The following is a 19,979-nucleotide window of genomic DNA, read 5'->3' as shown; positions in this document are numbered from 1 at the left end:
AACGGCGTACTGACGTGATGCGGCAAAGAACAGTCTCTTTGCCGCCATGTCTGGCAATGTGGATTCTTGGCGGTACAGGCTGACCAACACGGTCGCCGGATGTCCGCTGCCCCGGGTCGCGACGGTGCACGGTGCCGGTCGGCGACCCAGCCTGCTGGTGCGAAGGGGTGTCGCGGCATGGGTTCGGACGAGATGGAGCGCGAGCCGTCGGTGCACACCGAAACCGACGCGTTCACCGCCGACCGTGAGGTGGGCCGGGACCTGGCCGCGGTCGACTGGGCCGCCACCGCGCTCGGCCCGCCGGGGAACTGGCCGCAGAGCCTGCGGACGGCGGTGAACATCCTGCTGTCGTCCCGGTTCTCCATGTGGATGGCGTGGGGCCCCGAGCTGACCTTCTTCTGCAACGCCGCCTACCGGCGCGACACGCTCGGCGGCAAGTACCCCTGGGCGCTGGGCAGATCGGCCCGGGAGGTGTGGGCGGAGATCTGGGACGACATCGGGCCCCGCATCGACACCGTTCTGACAACCGGTCAGGCGACCTGGGACGAAGCGCTGTTGCTGTTCCTGGAGCGCTCCGGTTTCCCCGAGGAGACGTACCACACCTTCTCGTACAGCCCGTTGCGCGATGACACCGGAGCCGTCGTCGGCATGCTGTGCGTGGTCAGCGAGGACACGGACCGGGTGATCGGCGAGCGTCGCATGGCGACGCTGCGGGACATCGGCTCGGACCCGAGCGTGGTGCGTACGGAGCAGGAGATGCTGGCGTTCACCGATCGTCAGCTGAGCCGGAACCTCAAAGACCTCCCCTTCACGCTCACTTACCTCTTCGACGGTGAAGGCGGTGCCCGTCTCGCCGGTACCTCCGGCATCGGCGAGGGCCATCCGGCCGCGCCGGCCGTCGTCACCGCCGATGCCCCGCGGGCGCCGTGGCCGCTGGCGGCGCTGGCGCGCGGTGAACAGATCCGCGTCGACCTGGAGGCCGTCGAGGCCCTTCCTGCCGGAGAGTGGGCGGACCCGCCCCGCGAGGCACTGGTCGTGCCGCTCCTGCAGCAGGGCAGCGCGCCGTACGGATTCCTGGTCGCCGGCATGAACCGCTACCGGCCGCTCGACGACGGCTACCGGGGATTCCTGGAGCTGACGGCCGGTCACATCGCGGCGGGCATCTCCAGCGCCCGCAGTTACGAGACGCAGCAGCGCAGAGCCGAGGCGCTGGCCGAGCTGGACCGGGCCAAGACCGCCTTCTTCTCCAACATCAGCCACGAGTTCCGCACCCCGCTCACCCTGATCATGGGCCCGCTCGACGAGCTGCGCGGACGCACGGGCGACAGCGACCCGGGCATGCGCGAGGAACTCGACGTCGTCCACCGCAACGCCCTGCGGCTCGCCAAACTCGTCAACACCCTCCTCGACTTCTCGCGCCTGGAAGCCGGGCGCATGCAGGCCGTCTACGAACCCGTCGACCTCGCCACGGTCACCGCGCAGCTGGCCAGCGTGTTCCGCTCGGCCATGGACCGGGCCGGGCTGACGTTCGACGTCGACTGCGAGCCGCTCACCGAGCCGGTCCACCTGGACCGCGACATGTGGGAGAAGGTGGTCCTCAACCTGCTCAGCAACGCGCTGAAGTTCACCTTCGACGGCTCCGTGCGCGTCGCCGTCCACGGCGAGGGCACCCACGCCGTCGTCACGGTGGAGGACAGCGGCGTCGGCGTGCCCGCCGCCGAGATGCCACGGCTGTTCGAGCGGTTCCACCGCATCGCGAACACCCGCGCGCGGTCCAACGAAGGCAGCGGCATCGGCCTGGCCCTCGTACAGGAACTCGTCTCCCTGCACAGCGGGACCATCACCGCGCAGAGCGCCGAGGGCGAGGGGACGTGCTTCACGATCCGCCTGCCCTTCGGCAGCGGTCACCTGCCGGCGGGCACGATCGCACCGCCCGGCGACGCCCGTACGAAGGTGGCCTCGGCCGACCCCTATCTGCAAGAAGCCCTGCGCTGGCTGCCCACCGAGCACCTCGACGCCGGCGCGGGCCTCGCCCCCGAGCCTGCCGATTCGCTGACGCCTGCGCTGGGCGCGCTGGCCCCGGCGTCGGCACGGGTGCTGATCGCGGACGACAACGCCGACATGCGGGAGTACCTGAGCCGTCTGATGGCGGGCGCCGGGTACCGGGTCGAGGCCGTCGGTGACGGGCGCGCGGCGTTGGACGCGGTGCGCACGCACGCCCCCGACCTCGTCATCAGCGACGTGATGATGCCGCGGCTCGACGGACTGGCCCTGGTGCGGGTCCTGCGGGAGGACTCCCGGACGGCGTCAGTGCCGGTCCTGCTGCTTTCGGCGCGGGCCGGGCAGGAGGCGTCCATCGAGGGCCTGCGGGCGGGCGCGGACGACTATCTGGTGAAACCGTTCGCGGCCGCCGAACTCCTGGCGCGGGCCCGGGCGAACATCGAGCTGGCCCGGCTGCGCGGCCACCACGCGCGCTGGCGGACCGCCTTGGTCGACTCGCTCCAGGAAGCCTTCTTCGTCTGCGACGAGGACGGGCAGGTCATCGAGATCAACGCCGCGTTCAGCGACCTTCTCGGCTACGGCCCGGAAGGGCTGCCGTACCCGCCGGCCCACCCGTGGTGGGCACCGGCCGCCGACCCGGACGACGCCGGGCCGCTGACGTGGATGAGCGGTGCCGCCAACGGCTCGCGCACCGTTCCCGTCATCCACCGCGACGGCCACCGGCTGTGGGCGACCGTCACCTTCGCCCAGGCCCAGGATCCCGACACCGAACGCCGGGTCGTGGTGGGTACGTTGCGCGACGTCAGCGCCGAGCACTACGCGATCCAGCGCGAGAGCGCCCTCGCCTCCCTGAGCACCCGGCTCTCCCGGGCCACGAACCTGGCCGACGCACTGGCGGGCGCGCTCGCCGAACTACAGGTGTTGTGGCAGGCACGTACCGTCGTCGCCGCCGTGTTCGACCGGCCGGACGAGCCGACGCTCACCGCCAGCGCGCCGCTCACCTGGCAGGAGCTTCCGCAGGCGCGTCGCCGCGCGATCGAGGCCCTTCGTGCGCGCCCCCTGCTCACCCCGGTCCCCGGGGACGCGGGAGCCGGCGTCGTCCTCGAACACCCGGAGGGGGCGATGGTGGTGTGGATCGACCTGGGGGACCGCGCCTTCACTGAGGAGGACCAGCTGCTGCTGTCCCTGCTCGCGGGCCATCTGGCGCAGGGCCTGACCAGGGCCCACCAGATCGACCAGCAGCGGGAGACCGCCGTCGCGCTGCAGCGCGCGATCCTCGGCCCGTCCCGCCTGCCGGAAGGGTTCGCCGTCCGCTACGAGCCCGCCACCCGGCCGCTGGAGGTCGGCGGTGACTGGTACGACACCTTGACCCTGACCGACGGCAGGATCGGCATCGTCGTCGGCGACTGTGTGGGACACGGCCTGGAGGCCGCCACCGTCATGGGTCAACTGCGCAGCGCCTGCCGGGCGTTGCTGCTCCAGGACGCCGGGCCCGCGAGCGTCTTGCAGGCGCTCGACCACTTCGCGGCAGACCTGCCCGGAGCCGAGTGCACTACGGTCTTCTGCGGGGTGCTCGATCCCGAGACCGGGCGCCTGGTGTACTCGACCGCCGGGCATCCGCCCGGCATCCTCACCGACCCCGACGGCACGTCCCGTCTCCTGGACGAGGCGCGCTCCCTGCCGCTGGCCGTACGGCCGGGCAGGACCCGCCCCCAGGCCGAGTGCATACTGCCCGCCCGGGCCACCCTCCTGCTGTACACCGACGGACTGGTCGAGCGCCGGGGCCGGTCCTTGACCCAGGGCATCGTCGCCGCCGGTGAGGTCGTGCGCAACGGGCGGCACCTCACCGTGGAAGAGATCGCCAGCGACGTGCTGGGCAGACTGGCGCCGCCGGACGGCTACGACGACGACGTGGCGCTCCTGCTCTACCGTCACCCCAGCCCGCTCGCCCTCACCTTCCCCGCGGAGTCCTCCCAACTCGCCCCCGTGCGCCATGCGTTGCGTACCTGGCTGTACCGCTGCGAAATCCCCGTCACCACGTCGCAGAACATCCTGATCGCCGCCGGCGAGGCGTGCGCGAACGCCATCGAACACGGGCATCGGGACGCCCCGGGCGACGTCATCCAGCTACGCGCCGAGCTGTTCCTCGACGACCTGCGACTGACCGTCGCCGACTCCGGCCGCTGGCGGACACCGGTGCCGGAGGCGAGCGCGCACCGCGGGCGCGGTATTACCCTGATGCGAGCGTTGATGCAGCACGTCACCATTTCACCCGGCACCACCGGAACCGTCGTCGACATGCGCGCGAGGATCTCGTCATGACCACCCAGCTGCTCCTCACCGCGAGCCAACTCCCGGACGGCACCCATTGGTTGACGGCCGCGGGCGAGATCGACATGACCAACGCGGAGCGGCTCGACCGGGCGCTCGCGGACCTGTCGGGCCGCGTCGTCGTCGACCTCGGGTCCGTCAGCTACCTCGACAGTGCGGGGCTGAACGTCCTGTTCTCCTACGCCGAACGCCTGGAGCTGATCGTTCCCGAACTGCTCGCCACCGTGGTGGAGGTCTCCGGTCTCACCGAACTCGCCGCCGTACGCGGCCCGGAGGGCTCGCCCTCGGTCAACGGGCGACCCGAGGGCCGGGAATCCGGTCAAGCGGACGTCTCGCCATGAGGGCGCGATCGGATCGCCACCACGCGGGTCACGTCACCACGAAGCGTGGGTGAGCGAAAGTGGGGTTCCGGGAGCGGCCGATCCGCGAGGCGGACCAAGGCCACCACCTGTGCCTGTTGTTCGACGAGGACGCCGTACGACAGAAGATCATCGGCACGTATCTGTCGGCGGGGCTCCGGCGCGGCGAACACCTGACGTACTTCGCCGACCGTCGGTCCGTGCCGGACGTGCTGGCCTGGCTGGAGGAAGCCGGCCTCCCGGCCACCGCGGCGGCCGACCGCGGACAGCTGTCGGTGGCCACGGCGCAGGAGGGCTATCTCACGGCGGGCCGCTTCGACCCGGACGCCGGTGTGGAACAGATGCACCGCCGGGTCCGCTCCGCGTTGGCCGCCGGATTCTCCGGACTGCGGGTCAGCGGCGAAATGAGCTGGGCGCTGGACGCCACGCACGGTGTGGAACTGCTGGAGGAGTACGAGGCAAAGGTCAACGCGGTGTTCGCCGGGCAGCGGGCCTCGGCGATCTGCCAGTACGACACCCACCGGTTCCCGCCGGAGCGCCTGGACCACCTCGACCACCGGCACCCCGGCCGGGTGGAACTCGAACCGCTGCACGACTCGTCGAGCCTGCGCCTCGTGCCCGCGTTCCGTGCGGGGCAGCCCTGTCTGCGTGTCGAGGGCGAGATCGACGTCCACACGAGTCATGCGCTGGCCGCCGCTCTGCAGACCCTCGACCGGCGGCCGGGTGATGTCTGGGTCGACATGAGCCGGCTGGAGTTCATCGATCTGGCGGGCATGCGCACCCTGGCGCAGGCGGCCGACGGACTCGGACAGGGGCGGCGGCTGCGCGTCGTCGAACTCGCGCCGACGCTGTGCGAGGTGATCCGGGTGGCCGGCTGGGACGCCGACACGTCCTTGACGGTCAGTCCGCCCGCGCCGTCGGAGGCGACGGCCCGCCGTCCTTGAGGGGGCCGTGAGGATCGGCCGGGCGGATCCGAGGCGTACGCGGCAGCGCGGACCCCGAAAGGGGGTTCACGGGGGAGGGGCGTCCGGCGGCACAATGCGGGGATGGATCACACAGTCATGAAGGTCGTCGCCGCAGCCGTGGTCGAGGAAGGGAAGCTGCTCGTCGTCAGCAAGCAGGCGGCGCCGGACATCTTCTACATTCCGGGTGGCAAGCCCGAGCCGGGAGAGGCGCCGGAGGAGACCTTGGTACGGGAGTTGCAGGAGGAGCTGGGAGTCGCGTCCGGCAGGCTCGAGCGGCTCGCCGAGGTGGAGGAGACGGCAGCGCTCGAAGGAGTCCCGATGCAACTGACCGTCTTCTCCACGACCTTGATCGGCGAGCCCGTACCGGCGGCCGAACTGTCCGCCCTGCGCTGGATCGACGGCCGGGAGCCGGACCTGCGGCTCGCCCCCGCCGTCGCACACCACCTCCTGCCGCTGTTGCGTGACAAGGGCGCCCTCTAGCCGTCCCCGGCGCCCGAGGCTGCTTGATCGAGGCAACTGCTCCTCCTGCGCGCGGCGGCCGTGTGCCGTCAGCGGAGTGCGGCCACCAGCGCGTCGCTCGCCGAGCACCACACCTGCCGCGCCTCGCCGAAGCCCTGGGCCAGCAACGTCTCGAGGTGCCAGCGGGTGGCGGTCGGGCGGTCCTTTCGCGGCGCGCCCGCGCGGGGCTGCCGGGGATCGCCCAGGAGCGCGAAGCGCTCGCTCGCCGCGTCCGACAGGAGCGGGTCGCGGGCCGCGTCCCGCCACCAGTCGGCCCAGTCCAGGGACCCTTTCTCGCGCTGCTGACGCTGACGCTCGGTGTGCAAGGTGTGCAGAGCGGCGTTGATGCGCGGCGCGGACTCGTCCTTCATGTGGTCGGCGTTGAGGAAGACACCGCCCTCGCGCAGCAGCCCGGCCAGCGTGCCGTACAGGCGGGTGAGGGGCTCGGTGTCCAGCCAGTGCAGCGCGGTCGCGGTGACCACGGCGTCGTACGACGCGTGGGGCAGGCGCCGTGTCCAGGCCGGGTCGGTGAGGTCGGCCTCGGCGAAGATGACGCGGGTGTCGCCGGTGAAGTGGCCGCGGGCGATGGTGAGCAGCAGCGGGTCGATGTCGACGCAGGTGACATCGGCGTCCGGGAGCCGGCGCAGCAGGCGGTCCGCGATGCTGCCGGTGCCGCAGGCAAGGTCGAGGACGCGCGGTGAGCGGCCCGTCAGCGCCTCGACCGTGTCGATCATGACGCGGAACCGCTCCTCCCGGTCCGGCATGTACCACTCCTGCTGGCGATCCCAACTGGACTGCCAGTGCTGCCAGTTGTGCCGCTCGGTGGAGACGTTCGGTGTCATGGGTGCGGAGGTTCCTTCCCTGGGTGCCGGGTCGGGGTCGGCGGGGTTCCCCTCCACCTGATCACACAGGTCGCCGCTCGCGCGGTGCCCACCGGGTGGAGGTGCGCGGCGCCGCGTGCGTCACAATGAGCGCACGAGGCGACGGGGACCAGGAAGCCGGTGTGAATCCGGCGCGGTCCCGCCACTGTGACCGGGAAGCGATCCTCCCGCACGCCACTGACCGCGGTACGCGGCCGGGAAGGCGGAGGCGAGCTGCGATCCGGGAGCCAGGAGACTGACCCGTCGCCGGTCCAGCAGCAGGGGCGAGGACACCCCGGAGAGGATCGATGTGACGACGCATGTCCGGACGCAGCCGGAGCGACGCCCGCAACCGGGCAGGCGCGGCGTACTGGCGGCCGGAGGCGCTCTGGCGCTCGCCGGTTCCGGCCTGCTGAGCGGCTGCGGCGCCGACACCAAGGACGGGGGGAGCAGCACCCGATTCCGCGCCGCGTTCACCTCCGGCGGCTCCCAGGAGACCCTCGATCCGCACGTCGCCCCGAACTTCGTCGACCAGGCCCGCGCGAAGGCCCTCTACGACACGCTCGGTACGTACGCGGACGACATGTCGGTGCGCAAGCGGCTCGCGGACGCGTGGGAGAGCGACGCCTCCGGCGCCCGCTGGCGCATACGCCTGCGCGAGGCGACCTTCCACGACGGGAAACCGGTCACCGCGAAGGACGTCCTCTACAGCTACCGGCGCGCCGCCGATCCCAGGACCGGCTCGCCGTCGCAGGTGCTCCTCTCCGCGATCGACTTCGCCGCGAGCAGGGCCGACGGCGCACGGTCCGTGGAGTTCGTGTTGAAGTCCCCGAACTTCGCCTTCCCCATGGTCTTCGCCGGCCCCGGCACGGAGATCGTCCCGGACGGGACGACCGACTTCCGCAAGCCCGTCGGCTCCGGCCCCTTCACGTACGTGTCGTTCACGCCCGGCGGCACCGCCCGCTACCGCGGCTGGGCCGACCACTGGGACGGCGCCCCGCACATCGCCGAGCTGGAGATCGTCCCCGCCAACGAGGAGTCGGCACGGCTCAACGCGCTGCTGTCCGGCCAGGTGCACTACGGCGCCGACATGGCCGGCTCCTCCGTGGAGCGGCTGAAGAAGGACAGCGCCGTCCGCCTGCTCACCGCGAAGCGGGCGACCGCGCAGCAACTGCTGCTGCGCACGGGGCGTCGGCCGTTCGACGACCCCCGGCTGATACGCGCCGTGCAACTGGGCATCGACCGGGAGGCGTTGGTCCGCATCGCGCTGGCGGGGCACGGCGAGGTCGGCAACGACCTGTTCGGTCTCGGCCTGGACGGCTACCCCGAGGGCCTCGCCCCACGGGAGCGGGACGTCGACGAGGCGCGGCGGCTGGTGAAGGCCGCCGGTGCGCAGGGGCTGCACATCACCGTGGAGACCAGTGCGGTCGACGCCGCCTGGGAGCCGGCCGCCGACCTCATGGCGCGGCAGTTGCGTGAGGTCGGACTGAAGCTGACGGCCAACACCCGTGCGTCCAGCACGTACTTCAGCGAGATCAAGACCAGCGGGGTCGCCGCCTTCAACACCAGTTCCACCCTGCCGGTCTCCGACTTCCTGCAGCAGCGGGTGCGCGGCGGTGCCGCCCGCAATCAGACGCAGTACGTCTCGAAGAAGTTCGACGCGCTGCTCGACCGGGCCCGCGCCAGTCGTGACGAGCAGGACCGCCTCGCGCTCCTTGCCCGCGCCCAGAAGATCGCCCGGGACGAGTCCGGGCTCCTCGTGTGGGCGTTCTCCGATGCCAACGACGCTCTCGCGCGGACGGTCAGCGGGTTGCGCGCCGCGCCGCCGAACTCGCACGACTGGGCCCGTTTCGACCGGGTCCGCATCAGCTGACGACGTGCGCGCCTACGTCCTGCGACGCTGTCTGCTCGCTGTCCTGCAGTGCCTGGTGGTGCTGGTCGCCGTGTTCGCCGTCGGCACGCTACTGCCCGGTGACACGGCCGACGTGCTGCGCGGGGAGCTCGGCACCCCCGAACAAGTCGCCGCACTGCGCGACCAGTTGGGTCTCGACGAACCTGCCTGGACCCGCTTCGGTCAGTGGCTCGGCCATCTGCTCACCGGTGATCTCGGCAACTCCCTGACGACCGGGCTGCCGGTCGGCGACGACATCGGCCGCCGCGCCGGCGTGACGGTGCTGCTGGGCGTGCCGGCGCTGCTGCTGGTCACCGTGCTGGCACCCGTCGTGGGCACCGTCTCGGGGCTGCGCGAGGCAAGCCGCGTCGATCGCGCCCTGAACACGGCCGCGCTGGTGCTGCATGCCGTGCCGGAGTTCGTCCTCGGACTGCTGCTGGTCGCCTCGGTGTCCCTTGCGGCCGGCCTGCTGCCCGCCACCGCCGTCGGCATGGACGCGGACGCCCTGCTCGCCCAGCCAGCCGTCCTGGTGCTTCCCGTCATCGTGCTGACGTCCCGCCACCTGTGTGACCTGGCCCGGCAGATCCGGGCGGGCGTGGCGGCCGAGCGGCACGGCGCCGTCGCCGAGCACCTGCGCCTGCTCGGGATGCGGGAGCGCACCGTGGTACTGCGCCACGTCCTGCCCAACGCGCTGGGGCCCGCGGCGCAGCAGTACGCCCGCTGCGTGGAGGGGCTGCTGGGCGGCGCCGTGCTGGTGGAGGCGGTGTTCGGATTCCGGGGGCTGGGCAACGGCTTCGTCGAGGCGGTCCAGAACCGGGACGCGCCGCAATTCCAGACGTACGCGCTGCTGTTCGCCGGCACCGCCGTGTTCGTGAACCTGCTCGGAGACCTGGCCGCCCATCGCCTGGCGCCCCGCCGGGAGGTGACGGCATGACCCTGCAGCACGGTACGCACACCACCGGTACGGCAGGGCGCCGCCGCCCGTGGATCGCCCTGGTCCTGCTGGGGGTCCCCGTACTGCTTGCCCTCGTGGGGCCGTTGTGGGCCGGGGACGACTCGCCCCAGCAGGACGCGCTGCCCTCGCAGTCGCCCGGCCGGGGGCATCCGCTCGGCACGGACGTGCTGGGGCGCGACGTGCTCTCGCTCGTGCTCCAGGGAGGTGCCTCGGTGGTGGGCAGCGCCTTGGCCGCGCTCGCCGTCGGCATGGCCGCCGGGATTCCCCTGGGGCTGCTGGCGGCGGGCCCGCGCCGGGGTCTCGACGAGACGGTCATGCGGACGATGGACCTCCTGCTGGCCTTTCCCGGCCTGCTGGTGCTGATGACCCTGGCCGCGACAGGGCACCGCGAGTGGACGGGACTGGTGGCGGTCGCCGGGGTGCTCCAGGTCCCGGCCGTGGCCCGCCTGGTGCGAGGAGCCGCGCTCGCGCCCGGCTCCCGGACGGTCGTCGAGGCGCTGCGCATGCAGGGGCACGGCTGGGCGTACATCCATCTGCGGCACGTGGCCCGGGAGGTGGCCGCGCCGCTGGCCACCGACGCGGGTGGCCGGTTCTCCACCGTGCTGTACCTGCTGGCGTCCGCCAACTTCCTCGGTCTCGGTCTGCCCGCGTCCTCGCCGGACTGGGCGGTACTCATCGAGCGCAACAGCGACGCCCTGTTCACCCAGCCCGCCGCCGTGCTGGTGCCCGCGGGTCTGCTGACGGCACTGTGCGTCGGCGGCAACCTGCTCGTCGACCGCACCTTCGCGGGCAAGAGGAGGAGAGCATGACCGGTGCCGTTCCCGCGCCGCTCCTGGCAATGGCGGAAGTCTCGGCCCATGCGGAGGGCGCGCCGCACCCACTCCTGGACGAGGTCGAGTTGACCGTCGGGCCGGGCACGGTCGTCGCCGTCGTCGGACCGTCCGGAAGTGGCAAGACCACGCTGGGGCTGGCCGCGCTCGGCGCCTCGCGAGACTCCGTGACGCTGTCGGGGAGCGTCCTGCTGGAGGGCACGGATCTCATGGCCCTCAGCCCGGCGGGGCGACGCTCGGCACGGGCGGGGCGAGCCGCCCACCTGCCGCAGCATCCCGAAGAAGTGCTCGACCCGGTCCGCCGGGTGGAGGGAGCGCTGACGGAACTGGCCGCGCTCGGCCACCGGGGACGCGCCGCGCGCATGGCCGCCGCCGCACGCGCTCTTGACGCCGCAGGTCTCGACCGGGCCACCGCTCACCGCCGCTTCCCGCACCAGCTCTCCGGAGGGCAGCAACAGAGACTCGCGCTCGCTTCCGCCCTGGTCACGGGGGCACGACTGCTCGTCCTGGACGAGCCCACGAGTGGCCTGGACCCTGCGCTCGCCCATGCGCTGGGCCGCACCGTCCGTGGTCTTGCGGACGCCGGCGCGGGCGTACTGCTGCTCAGCCACGACCTGCCCACGGTCCGCAGGACGGCGGACCAGGTCGTCGTGCTGGAGCACGGGCGGGCGGTGGAGAGCGGCCCCGCGAGGGAGGTCCTCGGCACCGACGACTCCGTGGCCGGGCAGAGCACCGCAGCACGTCATCGCGCCACCCGGGAACTGCTCGCCGCGGAGCACCGCACAACGGCCGCGCGCCACGCGCCACCCACGGCGAACGGTCCTGGAACGGCTCGATCCGCCGGCGTCACCGCCATGGCGATCGTCGTCCGCCGCCGGTCCGCCGACCCCCTCACCGGCCCCGTGTCGATGTCGTTTCCGCCCGGCAGCAGAACCGCGCTGCTCGGACCCTCGGGCTCCGGCAAGACGACGTTCGCCCGGGTCCTGGCCGGTCTGACCACGCCGACCTCGGGCGAAGTGCACCTCGACGGAGCCCTGCTGCCCGCCCGCATCGACCGGCGCACCACCGCCCAGCGCCGTGCCGTCCAATACGTGCACCAGAGCAGCGCGGGCTCCTTCGAGAGGCACCGCCCGCTCCTGGGTCAACTGGCCGATACCGCACGCCTCTTGCGGGGTCTGCGCCCCGCCGAAGCGGCAGCCGAGGCGAGGGACGTCGCGGCCGCGCTGGGCCTCGACGCCGCCCAGCTGGACCGCAATCCCGACGAGCTGTCCGGCGGCCAGCTGCAGCGCTGCGCACTGGTACGCGCCCTGACGGCACGCCCGGCGCTGCTGGTCTGTGACGAGGTGACCTCCGCGCTGGACACCGCATCGCGCGAACTCGCCCTGACCGCACTGCCGAACCTGCTCGCCCCCGCCTCGACGGCACTGCTCTTCCTCAGCCATGACCTGCCCGCGGTGCGCGCGGTGGCCGACGAGGTGGTCGAGTTCGACAGCGGCCGCTGCGTGCGACGCGGGCAGGTCGACAGGCTGCTGCCGGGAGTGCGGGGGCGAGCCGTTCCGCGAGGGTGAGAGCGGGCGGGGCGTCGGCGGGGACCCGTGGAAGTCGGCGCGGAGGAAGCCCGGCGGGCGGTCTCGCCCCTCCTCGGTGGCGTGCGGTGGGGCGGGCGTCCGGTGATCTCTTATTGCACATATATTGCAACTACGGAATATGTGCAGAAGGAGGTCGTGGTGAGCGGACCGGTGGTGCTGGGGATCGAGTCGTCGTGCGACGAGACCGGTGCGGGGATCGTGCAGGACGGAAAGCTGCTGGCCCACGTAGTGGCGTCGAGCATGGACGAGCACGCCCGCTTCGGCGGCGTGGTGCCCGAGATCGCGGCCCGTGCCCACCTGCACTCCTTCGCTCCGGTGGTCCGGCAGGCGCTGGCCCGGGCCGATCTGTCTTTGGACCGCATCGATGCCGTCGCCGTGACGACCGGACCCGGTCTGTCAGGGGCGCTGCAGGTCGGCCTGGCCGGCGCGAAGTCCCTTGCGTACGCGGCGGGTGTGCCGCTGTACGGGGTGCACCATCTGGCCGGGCACGTCGCCGCCGACACCCTCGAACACGGGCCGCTGCCACAGCCCTGCGTCGTGCTGATCGTCTCCGGAGGCCACACCTCCCTGCTCCTGGTCCGGGATTTGGTGCGCGATCCGATCCTCCACCTCGGCGACACCCTCGACGACGCCGTCGGCGAGTGCTTCGACAAGGTCGCGCGCATCCTGGGCCTGCCGTACCCGGGCGGGCCGGCCATCGACCGCGCCGCACGCGACGGCGACCCGAAGGCCGTGGCATTTCCGCGCCCGCTGACCCGGCCCGGCGACGACCCGTACGCCTTCTCGTTCTCCGGCCTCAAGACGGCAGCGGCACGCTGGGTCGAGCAGCACCGTGCGCGCGGCGCGGAGCCGTCGGTTGCCGACGGGGCGGCCGCGCTGCAGGAGGCCGTCGCCGATGTGCTGACCCGGAAGGCGCTGCAGGCGTGCCGCGACCACGACGTGAAGACGCTCATCGTGGTCGGCGGCGTGGCCGCGAACTCCCGCGTCCGGGCGCTGGCCGAACAGCGGTGCCGGGCCGCGGGCATCGCCCTGCGCGTGCCGCCGATGACGCTGTGCACGGACAACGGCGCCATGATCGCCGCGGTGGGCGATCTCCTCGTCCGGGCCGGCGCCGAGCCCGCTCCGTTGGACGTCTCCATCGACCCGTCCGCACCCTTGGAGTACGCCTCTCTCACCCCGAAGGGAGCGTCCGCGGTGCGGGCTGCGTGAGAGTGACCCCCCATCCGACTCGTCGCTGCCGAGCGGCTGTTGGCGTACGCGTCCCGCCCCCGGAGTGTGGGATGGACGGGGTCCGGGAGTTCGTTCGCCGCCGCATCGACGACAGGCTGTGGTGCCTGGCCATCGAGGACGGTCACGTGCCGGTACCGGTCGACGTGGCGGCGGTCTCGGACCGGACCCCCGGCCGCCCCTCTCGGCCTCGGTCCCGTGACGTCGGCCTCGGTGCCGTGACGCCTAGACTTGCCCGGCGAAGACACGAGCGCGGCGCCGTCGTGCGGGAGCGTCGGCGCGGGACAGGAGTGAGCCGGTGGTGGCAGGGTCTGGCGGTTCGGTGGGACGGTTCGAGGATCCGGCCCCGGACGTGCTCGCCCGGGCGGCCGAGTCGTTCGCCTTGCTCGCGTCGCCGACACGGCTGCACATGGTGTGGGCCCTGGCGCAGGGCGAGAGCGACGTGAGCGGGCTCGCCGAGCGGGTGGGCGGTGCGCTGCCCGCGGTCAGCCAGCACCTGACCAAGCTGAAGCTGGCCGGTCTGGTCCGCGCACGCCGTGAAGGACGCCGGCAGGTGTACTACGTCGACGACCCGGATGTGGTCACCGTGGTGCAGCTCATGGTCGGCCAGCTCACCGAGCGCGCCGAGCAGGCCGGTGCCCCGCTGCGCCGCCTGCGCGGGGCCGGTGCCTGAAGACGCCGAGGTGGCGACGCACCATCCCGCCCGGCACGCCGCGGAGCGTTCCGAACTCCCGGCCGGCCCCGCCCTCTTCTCCGCCCCCGGCGACCTGACCGTCCTGCAGACACTGCGCGCCCTGGGGACGAGCCCGCGCGGGCTGACCGGGGACGAGGCCGAGAACCGGCTGGTCCGGTACGGACCGAACGCGCTGCCCGCCGCCCGGCGCGTCTCCTGGGCCAGGCGGTTCCGGCAGGGCCTGCGCGATCCGTTCACCGCGGTGCTGTTCTGCCTCGGGCTCGTCTCCGCGCTGGTGGCCGCGTGGGGTACCGCCTGCGTGATCCTCGCCCTGGTGAGCGTCAGCTGTGCGCTGCGTGCGCACGGCGAGTACCGCGCCGACCGGGCCGGGCACGGGCTGCGGGAACTGGTCGCGGGGACCGCGAGCGTGCGGCGCAGGGACGGTGCCGGGGCCGATCCGCAGGTGCGCGAGATCCCGGTCGACGACCTGGTGCCCGGCGACGTGGTCCGGCTGGCGCCGGGTGACCTCGTCCCCGCCGACCTGCGGCTGCTGCGGGCCCACGGCCTCACCGTGCAACAGGCGGCGCTGACCGGGGAGTCGGCGCCCGTGGTGAAGCGGCCGGTGGAGGCGCCGCGCGGAGGCGACACCGTCCACCTGTGCTTCCAGGGCAGCAGCGTCGCCTCGGGCAGCGGCACCGCGGTCGTGGTGGCGACCGGGTCGGACACCAGGTTCGCCGCGGTGCGCGGCACCGGTCACCGGCGCGCGGCGAGCGCCTTCGACCGCAGCGTGCACGGCATCTCGTGGATGCTCATCCGGTTCGTGCTGATCACGCCGCCGCTGGTCCTGATGGCGAACGCGGCGCTGCGCGGCCGGGGCCTGGAGACGCTGCCGTTCGCCGTCGCCGTGGCGGTCGGCCTGACGCCCGAGATGCTCCCGGTCGTCGTCACCACCTGCCTGGCCCGCGGCGCGTCGCTGCTCGCCCGCAGCCACGGTGTCATCGTGCGCCGCCTGCCCGCCCTGCACGACCTCGGCGCCGTCGACGTGCTGTGCGTCGACAAGACCGGCACCCTCACCCGCGACGAACCCGTCGTCGACGCCGGGCGCACCGACCCCGACGCCCTCCACTGGGCGGGGGCCTGCGCCTGGTGGACGCTGCAGACCGCCGAACTCGCCGACCCCGACCCGCTGGACGAGGCCCTCCTCGCCGCCACCGGACCCGAGGACTGGGAGGCGTACGACGGGGTCGACGCCCTGCCCTTCGATCCCGTACGCCGCCTCGCCACCGCCGTCGTACGCGAACCCGGCGCGCTCGGCACCCTGACCCTCGCGGTGAAGGGCGCCGTGCCGGAGGTCCTGGAACGCTGCGCGATGAGCGAGGAGGAGCGCGCCGGACTGCTGAAGCGCGCCGCTGACCTGGCCGCCGACGGGGTGCGGCTGCTGGCCGTGGCCACGGCGCGGCGCGCGGCCCGCACCCGTGCCTGGACACCGGTCGACGAACGCGGCCTGACCTTCTGCGGCTTCGTCGCTTTCCGCGACGCCCTTGCCGACACTGCGCCGGACGCCGTCCGCGCCCTCACCGGACAGGGCGTCACGCTGAAGGTGCTCACCGGCGATCATCCGGCCACCGCCGCACGCGCCTGCCGCGACCTGGGCATCGACCCGGGGGACGTCGTCACGGGCGAACAACTGGCCGGTCTAGGCGACGAGGACCTGCCCCGGCTGGCCGACCGCACCACGGTGTTCGCCCGCTGCACCCCCGCCGACAAGGCCCGCGTCGTCAGCGCCCTGCGAGCCCGCGGGCACACCACCGGGTTCCTCGGTGACGGCGTCAACGACCTGCCCGCGCTGCGCGCCGCCGACGTCGGCGTCTGCCCGCGCGACGGTGTCGACGTGGCCCGTCGCAGCGCGGACGTGGTGCTCGCAGAGAAGGACCTCACCGCCATCGGGCACGCGGTCGACGCGGGTCGGCGCTCCAGCGCCAACATCGCCTCGTACCTGCGCATCACGTTCTCCTCCAACCTGGGCAACGTGATCGCGATGCTCGTGGCGGGGCTGCTGCTGCCGTTCCTGCCGATGCTCCCGGCGCAGGTCCTCGTGCAGAACCTGTGCTTCGACGCTGCCCAGCTCGCCTTGGCCCACGACCGGCCGGACCCGGCCGCACTGCGCCGCCCCACCTTGCTGCGACCGCGCGCCTTCCTACGTACCCTCACCGGCTTCGGGGGCTTGGGGGCGCTCGCCGACCTCGCCACCTTCGGGGTCATCGCCGTGTGCCTGCCCGGCGCGTTCGGTCCGGAGGACCAGGCCGGCTTCCACGCGGGGTGGTTCACCGAGAACCTGCTGACCCAGGCCCTCGTCATGCTTCTGCTGCGCACCGGGCGCCGCACCGCCGAGGGCCGCACGCCGGGGCCGGTGCGCTGGGCGGCCACCGGTCTCGCCGTCATCGGCCTCGCCGTCCCGCTCACACCTCTGGGTCCGCTCCTGGGCCTGACGTCGCTGCCCGCCCTGTACTACCTGCTGCTGGCCGCGGTCCTCGCGCTGTACGCGGCGGCACTGCTCGTGCTGGGCAGGCGGGCGCGGGGTTCAGCCGTAGGACAGGTTCGAGCAGATGTCCTCATCGGCCGAACGTGCGCCGTCGGCCACGCGGGAGGGCAGGGCCTTCGGGGGCGCGGAGGCGGTTGTGGCGGCGGGGGAGTAGTCCGAGCCGAGGGCGACGCCGAGGCCTGAGCCGGTGCCGGCGGTAAGTTCGGCGCCGGGGAAGAGGCCGACGAGCACCTGGGCGTCGGCCTTCTGCCCGGGGCCGTAGGTGATCGTCGTGGTGGCGCGGTGCCGGGAGGAGGCGTTGCCGGTGCCGGTGACGGTGAAGCCGTGCTCGGTGAGGCGGTCGGCGGCCCGTGCGGCGAGACCTCGCGTGGTGGTGCCGTTGGAGACGGCGACGGAGATGCCCCGGCCCGAGATCTCGCCGGCGGCGCTTGCCGCAGGCGCTGCGGATGCGGTGGGCCCGCCGCTCCTCTTCGCGCCGGCGTTCTTGCCGTCGAGGGTGCGGTCGTCCTTGAGCGCCGCCCACAGCGCGTCCGCGTCGGGCTGGACGACGGCGACGCGGTTGCCCTGGTACCGCCACGGGATGGTGACGAATTTGGTGTTGTGCAGGTCGATGTTCTTGAGCGACATCGCGAACTTCAGCAGCTTGTCCGCGGAGCCGAGTCCGGGGTCCACGGTCATGGACTTGGTGGCGGCGTCGGCGAGCGGCAGCAGCCTGGCGGGCGTGAAGCCGTCGTCCTTGATCTTGGTCAGGAGGCTGGAGACGAAGGCCTGCTGACGCTTGATGCGGCCGATGTCGGAGCCGTCACCTATGCCGTGCCGGATGCGGACGTAGTCGAGGGCTTGCTGTCCCGCGACGGTCTGCTCGCCCTTCTTGAAGACGAGCCTGCCCGGGGAGGTGCGGTTCGGATCGAGGTCGTTCTGGTGGATGTCGTTCGGCAGGCACACCTTCACGCCGCCGACGACATCGGTGAGTTTCGAGAAGCCCATGAAGTCGACGACGACGGTGTGGTCGACCCGCAGCCCGGTCAGTTCCTCCACCGTGTTCTGGGTGCAAGCGGGGTTGCCTTCGGCCGTGTTGCCCATCGCGTAGGCAGAGTTGAACATCACGTTCGGCTGCGTCCTGCTCCACGAGCCGTCGGGGAGTCTGCACGGCGGGACGGTCACGAGGGTGTCGCGGGGCAGGGAGACACCGACGGCGTGCCGGTGGTCGGCGTAGACGTGCAGCAGGAACGCGGTGTCGGAGCGTCCGATGTCGCGCTTGTCGCCGCCGCCCAGAGCGCTGTTGCCGCCGGTGCGGGCATCGGTGCCGATGACCAGGACGTTCTCGCCCTTCGATGCCTCGGCGTCGGGACGGTTCTTGGACACGCCGTCCGCGCCGAAGGTGTCGATACTGCCGTTGAGCTTCAGGTACAGCCAGCCCGCGCCGGCCGTCACCAGGACGAGGACCGCCAGCCCCGTGGTGAGTGCGATCCGCAGCCGGCGGCGCGAGGACGTGGCTCTGTGCCGGGCACGTGCGGCCCGTGCCTCGGAGGTCTGCGTCATGTACGGGCCTTCGTCGTGTGGGTCTTGTCAGGGGAGACCGGCGCCACCCCAAGGTTGTACGGTTGCGCAATGTAGCAAGTAATGCTGAGAGCGCGGCGCATCCGCCGCGCTCCGGCGCGAGCAATGCGACGAGAGGTGGACTCCGTGTTCCGCAACGCCCTTGAGCCCTGGCACCTGCTGATCCTGGCCTTGGTGGTCATCTTGCTCTTCGGCTCGAAGAAGCTGCCCGACACAGCCCGCTCGCTGGGCAAGTCGCTGCGCATCCTCAAGAGCGAGACCAAGGCCATGAAGGAGGAGGGGGTGCGGACGGCGGAGCCCGCGAAGGCCGCGGCCGACGAGCCCGGCGCCGTTCGCTGAGCCACGGCCGGTCAGGGCGTGCTTGCGCACGAAGGTCATCGGGCGCAGGCCGCGGACATCGAACTCCTCGGATCCCGGGCCGAGTTCGGGGCGGCCTCCTGCTGGGCGCTCTCGGGGAACTTGCGGAGTCTGCGCACCGTACGGCCCGCGTTCTGCAGGAACTCCGGCAGTCTGTCCGGCCCGAGCATGAGGCTGCCTCCGATGGCCGCGATCGTGACCGTCTCCAGGGGGCCCACGTCCGAGAACATCGGGTACTCCTTGTGGTGGTGGGTGTAGGCCTGTGCCCTACATGAAGCTTTAGTGATTGCGCAATCAATGGAACCATTGCCGTGGCATGCGCGTTGTCCCGGGTGGCAGCACGCCGTGACCGACGGCTCGAACGATGGAGGTAGCAGCGGTGGGAGTTTCCCTGGGCAAGGGCGGCAACGTGTCCCTGAGCAAGGAGGCGCCGGGCCTGACAGCGGTCCTGGTGGGCCTGGGCTGGGACGTGCGGACCACGACGGGTGCCGACTACGACCTCGACGCGAGCGCCCTGCTGTGCGACGCGTCCGGAAAGGTGCTCTCGGACCAGCACTTCGTCTTCTACAACAACCTCGCCAGCCCGGACGGCTCGGTCGAGCACACCGGCGACAATCTCACGGGTGAGGGCGAGGGCGACGACGAGAGCGTCAAGGTGAACCTGGCGGCCGTGCCCGCCGAGGTCGACAAGATCGTCTTCCCGGTGTCGATCCACGACGCCGAAGCGCGCGGGCAGAGTTTCGGCCAGGTCCGCAACGCGTTCATCCGCGTCGTGAACCAGGCGGGCGGCGCCGAGATCGCCCGCTACGACCTGTCCGAGGACGCTTCCACCGAGACGGCGATGCTCTTCGGCGAGCTGTACCGGCACGGGGCGGAGTGGAAGTTCCGCGCGGTCGGCCAGGGCTACGCGTCCGGACTGCGGGGGATCGCCCAGGACTTCGGCGTACAGGTCTGACCCTCATGCGGCGTGGCCCGCGTCCGCTTGTCCTGGCACCTCCTCACAGCCGGACGGTGGGCCCCGCGCTCTGGTGACCCCGTGCCCCCCGGCATTGCGGCGATCCTGCCTTCCCCGGCGGGAGGAAGGTCTGACGGGGCCGGTCCGCGGGCGTCGCCGGTCCTCGCGTATCCGCGACGGGCGTACGCGACGGGGCTCCTGGGGCAGCCGGCTGCGGGCCGGGCGCGGGGTGACAGGCCCGGTGACCTGGAGCCTCTTCCTCGATTCGGGTGGCGACCGCTGGGTACACGGGCCTCTCGAACCCCCTCGTGTGGTGCCGTTCGCCGGGATCGCGCAGGCTGATGAGGGTGCGCCGAGGAAGCCACGCGCCCCCCGCCGGACCGGGC

The 19,979-nt window shown here is 72.4% G+C and carries 15 protein-coding genes, 1 pseudogene and 1 riboswitch; of the genes and pseudogenes, 13 read left to right on the top strand and 3 right to left on the bottom strand.

Annotation, left to right across the window (positions count from 1 at the left end; translation table 11 throughout):
• Positions 1–177 precede the first annotated feature (177 nt).
• The 4 genes from G3I40_RS12545 (at position 178) to G3I40_RS12530 (ending at position 6,136) form a co-directional block, all read left to right on the top strand.
• Positions 178–4,323, top strand: a complete 4,146-nt coding sequence (locus G3I40_RS12545) for a SpoIIE family protein phosphatase (protein WP_164302238.1) — start codon at positions 178–180, stop codon at positions 4,321–4,323.
• Entirely contained in the window at positions 4,320–4,673 is a 354-nt protein-coding gene (locus G3I40_RS12540) for an STAS domain-containing protein (protein ID WP_164302237.1), read from the top strand. The genes G3I40_RS12545 and G3I40_RS12540 overlap by 4 nt, the downstream gene beginning before the upstream one ends.
• 59 nt (positions 4,674–4,732) lie before the next feature.
• The gene (locus tag G3I40_RS12535; RefSeq protein ID WP_164302236.1) at positions 4,733–5,635 is read left to right on the top strand and encodes an MEDS domain-containing protein; all 903 of its coding nucleotides are present in this window, start codon (positions 4,733–4,735) and stop codon (positions 5,633–5,635) included.
• A gap of 102 nt (positions 5,636–5,737) precedes the next feature.
• Positions 5,738–6,136 carry an NUDIX domain-containing protein gene (locus G3I40_RS12530; RefSeq protein ID WP_164302235.1) on the top strand — a complete coding sequence of 133 codons (399 nt, stop codon included), beginning with the start codon at positions 5,738–5,740 and terminating at the stop codon, positions 6,134–6,136.
• A 68-nt stretch (positions 6,137–6,204) separates the two neighbouring features.
• On the opposite strand, the gene G3I40_RS12525 is transcribed toward G3I40_RS12530, so the two are convergent.
• Positions 6,205–6,996 (bottom strand): class I SAM-dependent methyltransferase, encoded by a 792-nt coding sequence (locus G3I40_RS12525; RefSeq protein WP_164302234.1) that lies wholly within the window; start codon positions 6,994–6,996, stop codon positions 6,205–6,207.
• Between the two features lie 147 nt (positions 6,997–7,143).
• Positions 7,144–7,273, top strand: a riboswitch (cobalamin riboswitch).
• A 51-nt stretch (positions 7,274–7,324) separates the two neighbouring features.
• Here G3I40_RS12525 and G3I40_RS12520 point away from each other — a divergent pair.
• The 7 genes from G3I40_RS12520 (at position 7,325) to mgtA (ending at position 16,904) form a co-directional block, all read left to right on the top strand.
• Complete coding sequence (locus G3I40_RS12520; RefSeq protein WP_164302233.1) at positions 7,325–8,887, top strand: ABC transporter substrate-binding protein; 1,563 nt, start codon at positions 7,325–7,327, stop codon at positions 8,885–8,887.
• Between the two features lie 4 nt (positions 8,888–8,891).
• Entirely contained in the window at positions 8,892–9,839 is a 948-nt protein-coding gene (locus tag G3I40_RS12515) for an ABC transporter permease (RefSeq protein ID WP_164302232.1), read from the top strand.
• Entirely contained in the window at positions 9,836–10,669 is an 834-nt protein-coding gene (locus G3I40_RS12510; RefSeq protein ID WP_164302231.1) for an ABC transporter permease, read from the top strand. The genes G3I40_RS12515 and G3I40_RS12510 overlap by 4 nt, the downstream gene beginning before the upstream one ends.
• A complete protein-coding gene (locus G3I40_RS12505; RefSeq protein WP_164302230.1) occupies positions 10,666–12,258 on the top strand; it encodes an ATP-binding cassette domain-containing protein in 1,593 nt (530 codons plus the stop codon). The genes G3I40_RS12510 and G3I40_RS12505 overlap by 4 nt, the downstream gene beginning before the upstream one ends.
• Before the next feature lie 159 nt (positions 12,259–12,417).
• On the top strand, positions 12,418–13,488 hold the full coding sequence (gene tsaD, locus G3I40_RS12500; protein ID WP_343244909.1) for a tRNA (adenosine(37)-N6)-threonylcarbamoyltransferase complex transferase subunit TsaD: 1,071 nt from the start codon (positions 12,418–12,420) through the stop codon (positions 13,486–13,488).
• Between the two features lie 316 nt (positions 13,489–13,804).
• The gene (locus G3I40_RS12495; RefSeq protein WP_164302229.1) at positions 13,805–14,179 is read left to right on the top strand and encodes a metalloregulator ArsR/SmtB family transcription factor; all 375 of its coding nucleotides are present in this window, start codon (positions 13,805–13,807) and stop codon (positions 14,177–14,179) included.
• Positions 14,082–16,904, top strand: a complete 2,823-nt coding sequence (gene mgtA / locus G3I40_RS47085; protein ID WP_239091692.1) for a magnesium-translocating P-type ATPase — start codon at positions 14,082–14,084, stop codon at positions 16,902–16,904. Before G3I40_RS12495 ends, mgtA begins: the two co-directional genes overlap by 98 nt.
• Before the next feature lie 27 nt (positions 16,905–16,931).
• Here the strand turns inward: mgtA and G3I40_RS12485 are convergent.
• Positions 16,932–18,263 (bottom strand): annotated as a pseudogene (locus G3I40_RS12485) (LCP family protein); the annotation flags it as partial.
• A gap of 144 nt (positions 18,264–18,407) precedes the next feature.
• On the opposite strand from G3I40_RS12485, the gene tatA reads away from it, so the two are divergent.
• Positions 18,408–18,620, top strand: a complete 213-nt coding sequence (tatA, locus tag G3I40_RS12480; protein WP_164302226.1) for a Sec-independent protein translocase subunit TatA — start codon at positions 18,408–18,410, stop codon at positions 18,618–18,620.
• Positions 18,621–18,655: 35 nt separating this feature from the next.
• On the opposite strand, the gene G3I40_RS12475 is transcribed toward tatA, so the two are convergent.
• A complete protein-coding gene (locus G3I40_RS12475; protein ID WP_164302225.1) occupies positions 18,656–18,868 on the bottom strand; it encodes a hypothetical protein in 213 nt (70 codons plus the stop codon).
• Between the two features lie 149 nt (positions 18,869–19,017).
• On the opposite strand from G3I40_RS12475, the gene G3I40_RS12470 reads away from it, so the two are divergent.
• Complete coding sequence (locus G3I40_RS12470) at positions 19,018–19,593, top strand: TerD family protein (RefSeq protein ID WP_164302224.1); 576 nt, start codon at positions 19,018–19,020, stop codon at positions 19,591–19,593.
• The last annotated feature ends 386 nt before the right edge of the window (positions 19,594–19,979 follow it).

The sequence above is a fragment of the Streptomyces sp. SID14478 genome (genome assembly GCF_010548525.1).
Classification (GTDB): Bacteria; Actinomycetota; Actinomycetes; order Streptomycetales; family Streptomycetaceae; genus Streptomyces.
The sequence above is the reverse complement of the archived record's forward strand: the minus strand, read 5'-3'. Positions and strand labels throughout refer to the sequence as shown.